Annotated in this window: 4 protein-coding genes; 2 read left to right on the top strand and 2 right to left on the bottom strand. The window is 41.4% G+C overall.

Going from position 1 to position 5,517, the window contains the following annotated elements; genetic code table 11:
• Positions 1-196 precede the first annotated feature (196 nt).
• Together C7B62_RS24055 and C7B62_RS24050 are read right to left on the bottom strand one after the other, a co-directional pair.
• Positions 197-1,165, bottom strand: coding sequence for an MbnP family copper-binding protein (locus tag C7B62_RS24055; RefSeq protein WP_106243672.1), 969 nt, complete (start codon positions 1,163-1,165; stop codon positions 197-199).
• A gap of 232 nt (positions 1,166-1,397) precedes the next feature.
• Positions 1,398-1,883 (bottom strand): sterol desaturase family protein, encoded by a 486-nt coding sequence (locus C7B62_RS24050; protein WP_106243670.1) that lies wholly within the window; start codon positions 1,881-1,883, stop codon positions 1,398-1,400.
• A gap of 70 nt (positions 1,884-1,953) precedes the next feature.
• Here C7B62_RS24050 and C7B62_RS24045 point away from each other — a divergent pair, with 70 nt between their 5' ends.
• Together C7B62_RS24045 and C7B62_RS24040 are read left to right on the top strand one after the other, a co-directional pair.
• Positions 1,954-3,567, top strand: coding sequence for a hydantoinase B/oxoprolinase family protein (locus tag C7B62_RS24045; protein ID WP_106243665.1), 1,614 nt, complete (start codon positions 1,954-1,956; stop codon positions 3,565-3,567).
• A gap of 179 nt (positions 3,568-3,746) precedes the next feature.
• Positions 3,747-5,375, top strand: a complete 1,629-nt coding sequence (locus C7B62_RS24040; protein ID WP_106243662.1) for an alpha-D-glucose phosphate-specific phosphoglucomutase — start codon at positions 3,747-3,749, stop codon at positions 5,373-5,375.
• Positions 5,376-5,517 lie beyond the last annotated feature (142 nt).

Genomic DNA, 5,517 nt, shown 5'->3' with positions numbered 1-5,517 from the left:
ATGCAAGAGTACTTAATAACTACAAACTACGAACAGTATAGTCATTCCAAATAACAACCAGACGATCTCTGAGAAAAGCAGTAAGTAGCAAATAAGATTTGACCTTATTATCAATACCAAACTACCATCAGGAAATTAACTGGAATGACTATAAAATTTAGAATACCTGGCTGTCATTTCCCGACGATCAAACAAGCTACTCCACAAAAAAGAAATATTGTGCCGATTCGCCTTTACTATTCGAAGATAAATTCAGATTTTGCATAATTGGCATACAGTCACCGTCTTCGGGAGAGGACATACAACCATTAGGAGTATTAGCCTGATTGCTAGTTAAATCGCTTTGAGCCAATAGTTCCCCCAAGTCAGCAATTACCAAATTATCTTCTGGGTCAAAGTCTTCCAGAACAATCTTGGCACGGTTAGGATTAGCACAATCAAATAAATCGCTTTGAGACGAATCGGAGCATCCAGTGCTACCCAGGTGAATTAAATAAGCGTTGCTGTTCATAGTTTCACTATGAGCAGAGGTGTGTTCGCCGTTATGACCCTGATGAGTGTTAGTACTGCTGGCTTGACTATGAGTAACTTGGCTGCTGGTACTATCTCCAACATTAGTAATTACATCTTTTGTTTCTAGATCGGCTCGCAGAAATTTGTAGCCCCCCTGCCAATTCCACCACATTGAAGTTAGATTCAAAGGAGACGGTGCGATCGCTGCATCCTTATGATTTAAATTTTGTGGCACTCCCAAGGTAAACTGGAGGCTCTGATAATTGCCTTCAGGTATTGTTCCCACTACAGTAGTATTTACTTCTGCTGTACCATTATCACAAGCACTCTTTCCGTCTTCAAAGTCTAATAAAGCCGTATTTTGATATTGCCATTTACCGTCTTGTTCTAATTTTAAGGGGACAGCATTCCCATCTTGATCGATTAAAGCGACATTAGATACATAAAAACGAAAATCTGTGGGGGTAATAGTCGATTCTTCTTTACCCACTCCTTTGTAGCTTTTTCCACAAACAAATTTTTGATTTCCTACATAAGCGGCAAAGTTAATTGTAACCTCTTTAGTCTTTGGTTGAGCCTGAGTAACATTATAAGAACTAAAAGCGATCGCCGTAGCGAGTAAAAAAGTTTTTTTGTTAAATGCAAACAACATTAGTTTTGATGATTTGAAAAAATGAATATTAGTGAATTTTAATTTAATTAAAATGTAGTAGTTTGATTTAAACTAACGACTAACGGGTTATAGATAACATTAAAGCGTAGCGGAACAACACTACTTCTGTCCAAAGACAAGCTGTAAAACTTGGTTTTTTTGCAGTGATGGCGATCGCTTAAGCACTTAGAGATAAAGCCTTTTTAACTAGGAAATTATTTTGCACGACTACCTACCACTTAATCTGCCAATAGCCTTGATGGGATTGCTCTAACTCTAAATCTGTAAGCCAGTCTACTGCTTGATAAGTGCCGAAAACCCGGTCCCACCAATCCACAGCCAAGCCAAAGTTATGTTCCCACTGATTGTATTTATGATGAACATAATGAACTGGCATCTTCATCCAAACACATTTAGTTGGATTTTCATGCTGTAGTTGATGAGCATAGGCTGAAAAAGCAGCGTAGACAATACTTCCGCCCACAAAGCTGATGCCAACGCTCAGGGAAACCAAAAAAGCTAAACAGCTTAAAGGGACTACCATTAAATAATCTTTAAACTCTCGTAATACGCCATTAGCCGTATTTTCTCGATGGTGTTCGTAGTGAGGCACAAGATCTCGTCCAAAGTGAGGAAAAATGTGCATCATGCGGTGTAGCCAATATTCGACGAAACTGGCAAAAATAAACGCCAAAATAAATGTAATAGCCAATACCATAAACTCAACTTTGAGGAAAAATTACTAGATTTAAGCAATTAAAATTATATTCGACTTGACAATAAACAATATGCCCAAACCCGATCCTGTTCGTCTAGAAATATTTAAAAACCTGTACCAGTTTATCGCCGAACAGATGGGAATTGTCCTACAAAATACGGCAGCTTCAGTCAATATCAAAGAGAGACTAGATTTTTCCTGCGCCATCTTTGATGCATCTGGTGCATTAGTCGCTAACGCGCCCCATATTCCCGTTCATTTAGGCTCGATGAGTGCCAGCGTCACCAGCTTAATTAATCATGTACAGGGTGAATTTAAACCAGGAGATGTTTATCTGTCTAATAATCCTTACAACGGCGGTACACATCTCCCTGATGTAACGGTCATTACCCCTGTATTCCCTCGTCGGGGCGGTTCGCGACGCGAAGCTAGTACTAAAGCATACCGCTACGCATATCCTTTAGGGCGAACTGCCCCTACTAACCCCATTTTCTACGTTGCCTCACGGGGTCATCAGGCAGACATTGGCGGCATTACTCCAGGTTCAATGCCTCCCCATAGTACAAAGATCGCTGAAGAAGGAATCTTATTTGATAATTTCTTATTGGTGGGCGAAGGTAACTTTAGAGAAAATGCTGTGAAAGAAATACTAACTAATCACGTCTATCCTGCCCGTAATATTCCTCAAAACCTGGCTGATTTTAAAGCGCAGGTTGCTGCCAATCATCGCGGGGTGACAGAACTTTTAAACATGGTGGCAAATTATGGCTTAGAAACCGTACAGGCATATATGCAGTTTGTTCAGGATAATGCCGAGTTAGCAATCAAAGGTGCGATCTCCACTTTAAAAGATGGTCAGTTTAGTTATGCTATGGATAATGGTGCAGAAATTAACATTAAAGTAACTATTGATCGAGATCAGCTGCGGGCAGTAATTGACTTTACAGGTACATCACCCCAGCAAGCAAGCAATTTTAATGCTCCTGCTGCCGTTACGCAAGCTGCGGTATTATACGTTTTTCGAACTTTGGTAGCTGACCCCATTCCCTTAAATGCAGGCTGTTTAAAACCTCTTGAGATGATTATTCCTGAAGGCTGTATGCTCAACCCTACCTATCCTGCTGCGGTGGTTGCGGGTAATGTGGAAACTTCCCAAACTATCGTCGATGCATTATATGGCGCATTAGGTATCATGGCAGCTTCCCAGGGGACAATGAATAATCTTACCTTTGGCAACGATCGCTATCAATATTATGAAACTATCTGTGGTGGTTCTGGTGCGGGGAATGGTTTCAATGGTACTGATGCGGTACAGACTCACATGACTAATTCTTTATTAACTGATCCTGAAGTTTTAGAATCTCGCTATCCTGTGCTATTGGAAAGTTTTGGGATTCGCCAAGGTAGCCAAGGCAAAGGAAAATACTTTGGGGGAAACGGAGTAGTGCGCCAAGTGCGCTTTTTAGAATCAATGACGGCGGGGATACTATCAAGCCACCGTGTTGTCCCTCCCTTTGGTTTGAATGGTGGGGAAGCAGGAGAGTTAGGCAATAATTATGTAGTCAGACAAGATCAAAGTATTGAAGTATTAGGCAGTACTGCTACAGTTGAGATGCAGCCAGGAGATACGTTTGTGATTGAAACTCCAGGTGGCGGTGGTTGGGGTGAGGCTTTTAGGGATTAGGTAGTAGGTAGTAGGTAGTAGGTAGTATGAAGTTTTTTTGGGTAGGTTGGGCGATCCGAAGGCTAGGCAAAGCCTAATCGCATTTTTACTAGAGGTTAGGAATTTTGGTAGCAGTTGATAACCTGAGAGATCCTATCGACCTGTAAGATTGGTTGTATATTGCTTTTTAAAGATATTTTATGAACATACGTACTGTTTCCACAACTCCTTTTTCGGATCAAAAACCAGGAACATCAGGGTTACGTAAATCCGTGACAGTTTTTCAAACGCCTCATTATCTAGAGAATTTTGTCCAGTCAATTTTTGATTCTCTTGATGGGTGCGAAGGTCAAACTATCGTCTTAGGTGGTGATGGGCGTTACTATAATCGCCAAGCAATTCAGATTATTCTTAAAATGGCTGCTGCCAACGGAATCGGACGTATTTTGGTAGGGAAAGGCGGAATTATGTCTACCCCAGCAGCTTCGGCAATTATTCGTCAGTATAAAGCTTATGGGGGGATTATTCTGTCCGCTAGCCATAACCCAGGCGGGCCACAAGGAGACTTTGGCATTAAGTACAATATTACTAGTGGCGGACCAGCACCAGAGAAAGTCACCGAGGCTATTTTTGAACGTTCCAAAGTGATTAATCGCTACAAAATTCTCGAAGCCGATGATCTGAACTTAGATAAGCTCACGGTAACGCGCCTGGGAGAAATGAGCGTAGAAGTCATCGATCCTGTCGAACCCTATGCTCGGTTGATGGAGTCGCTGTTTGATTTTGAGCGTATCCGTCAGTTAATTAAGCATGATTTTAAGCTTTGTGTTGATTCCATGCACGCCGTTACAGGGCCTTATGCCAAAGATATCTTTGAGAAACGTTTGGGTGCAGCAGGTTCAGTCTTAAATGGCGAGCCTCTCGAAGACTTTGGTGGTGGACATCCCGACCCTAATTTAGTTTATGCTCATGATTTAGTCGAAATTATGTTTGCTAATGATGCTCCAGATTTTGGCGCAGCTTCCGATGGAGATGGCGATCGCAATATGGTCTTAGGCAATAATTTCTTTGTTACTCCCAGCGACAGTCTTGCTGTTTTAACCGCCAATGCCACTCTTGTACCAGGATATAAAACTGGGTTATCAGGAGTTGCTCGCAGTATGCCTACTAGCGAAGCGGTAGATCGAGTAGCAGAGAAATTGGGTATTACTTGTTATGAAACACCTACAGGCTGGAAGTTTTTTGGTAACTTGCTGGATGCTAATAAAGCGACTCTTTGTGGGGAGGAAAGTTTTGGAACTGGCTCAAATCATGTCCGTGAGAAAGACGGACTTTGGGCAGTATTATTCTGGTTGAATATTTTAGCGGTCAAAGGAGAATCGGTAGAAGCGATCGTCAAAGATCACTGGAAAACCTATGGACGCAACTATTATTCTCGTCATGACTACGAGGAAGTAGACAAAGAACGCGCTACAGAGTTAATGGACCGTCTAGGAGGAATGCTAGATGGTATGGCGGGCAAGAAGTTCGCTAACTACGAAGTCAAATATGCCGACGACTTTAGCTACAGCGATCCTGTCGATCATAGCGTCAGCAAAAACCAAGGGATTCGCATTGGCTTTACTGATGGTTCTCGCATCGTCTTCCGTCTATCTGGAACTGGCACTAAAGGAGCAACTTTAAGGCTATATGTCGAAAGTTATGAACCTGATGCAAACAAGCACAACTTAGAAACTCAAGCAGCTTTAAAACCTTTAATCGATCTGGCTCAAGAGATTGCTCAAATTAAAGAATATACCCAGCGTGATGAGCCGACAGTAATTACTTAAAAACATTTAGATTATGTTACTTTAATTTAGCTCTATTTGGATCGCCTAAAAGCGATCTTTTTTCATGTTCAAATGAGGTCAGGGAAAAAGGGAAAAGAATTGATTGCTAATCATCTATTTTATTTCAATTGATTATCCGAAC

Source organism: Pleurocapsa sp. CCALA 161 (genome assembly GCF_003003995.1).
Taxonomy (GTDB): domain Bacteria; phylum Cyanobacteriota; class Cyanobacteriia; order Cyanobacteriales; family Xenococcaceae; genus Waterburya.
The sequence above is the reverse complement of the archived record's forward strand: the minus strand, read 5'-3'. Positions and strand labels throughout refer to the sequence as shown.